At 77.5% G+C, this 1,285-nt stretch carries 2 protein-coding genes; both read left to right on the top strand.

Going from position 1 to position 1,285, the window contains the following annotated elements; translation table 11 throughout:
- Nucleotides 1-639: hypothetical protein (locus tag DZF91_RS40160; RefSeq protein ID WP_199486836.1), on the top strand; the 639-nt coding region annotated here is incomplete at its 5' end.
- Between the two features lie 83 nt (nucleotides 640-722).
- Nucleotides 723-1,184, top strand: a complete 462-nt coding sequence (locus DZF91_RS23645; RefSeq protein WP_147341322.1) for a hypothetical protein — start codon at nucleotides 723-725, stop codon at nucleotides 1,182-1,184.
- Nucleotides 1,185-1,285 lie beyond the last annotated feature (101 nt).

Raw genomic sequence — 1,285 nt, 5'->3', positions numbered from 1 at the left:
GCCGTGGTCGCCGCCGTCCTGGCGGCGGGCGGCTACGGGATCTACGCGGTCACCGACCCGGCGTCGTCGCGGACCGCGGCGGCCGAGCGGGAGGCCGCCGCGGGACGGGCGCTGACGCTCGGCCGTCTCAAGCTGCGGGTCCCGGCGTCCTGGGAGGCGTCCCCGATCGCCGTGCCGAGCCAGGCGGCCGACAGCTTCTACGTGACGCTCGCCGGAGGCTGCGCGACCGACGGCAAGTGGCAGCCCGCCGCCGCGAGCGTCGGCGCCTGCCCCGGGTTCGCGGTCATGGGGCCGAGCTTCGTCGACGGGTCCGCGTCGAAGGCGTACGGCGGCGGCCCGTTCAACCCGAAGGAGACCTTCGGGTCCACGGTGGCGATGAGCTGCCCGCGCCACCCCGACCTCGTCGCCGGAGCCGCCGGGAAGGGCGCGTCCCAGACCTCGTCCAGCGGGGTGGAGCTGGGCGGTCGCGGGGCCGAGTACCGCCAGTGGCGGGTGCCCTGTTTCGAACGCGGGGGCGACGCGACGGGCTCGGTCTACACCGAGCGCGTCTGGTACGTGCCGTCCGCGCGGACCGTCGTCGTGGACGCCTGGAACACCCCTGACCTGGACACCGTCCTGCACCGCGGGACGTGGTCCTAGCCGGACATGGTTGGGTTCGGCGTCGGCAAAGTGGCCGGAGATCGCGCCTCCGGGACGCGGCGGGCGTGGCTAGGTTGCCGTGCATGTCGAACAGTGGCGCTCACGAGATGGCGCAGGCGCAGGCCCGGTTGGCCGGCCGGTTCACCGGTCTGCCGGAGCCCGGCGCCGGCGGACAGCAGCCCGGCGCGCACGCCGCGCCGGACGCCCACGACCCGCACGCCCACCCGCACCACGGGGGCCGCGACCTGGACCCGCCCGGCCGGGACCGGGACCACACGGCGCGGGACCTCGACCACGCGGCGCGGGACCTGGCGCACGCCGGTCGCGAGCTGCTCCACGCGGGCCTGGCCCACGCGGGACGCGACCTCGAGCACTCCGGACGCGACCTGGACCGCGGCGACCTCGACCCGGCGATCGCCGGGCTGATCGCGCGGCTGCCCGGCCCGGGCGGGAGGATGTCGTCCACCGCGATCGCCCGCTGGACGGACGCCGCCCGCGCCGTCCTCACCCTGGCCTACACCGACGAGGACGAACCCGCCCGCTGACCGCGGCGGGGGCATCGGCGCCCGCGGAACCCCGCCCGTCCGTCCGGAGGTCGCCTGACTGAGGGGGGCGTCCCGCCCGCCCGGCGCGGGGGGCGCGCGGG

The organism is Actinomadura logoneensis, assembly GCF_003428695.1.
GTDB classification, from domain to species: domain Bacteria; phylum Actinomycetota; class Actinomycetes; order Streptosporangiales; family Streptosporangiaceae; genus Spirillospora; species Spirillospora logoneensis.
This window is presented reverse-complemented; position numbering and strand designations above follow the sequence as displayed.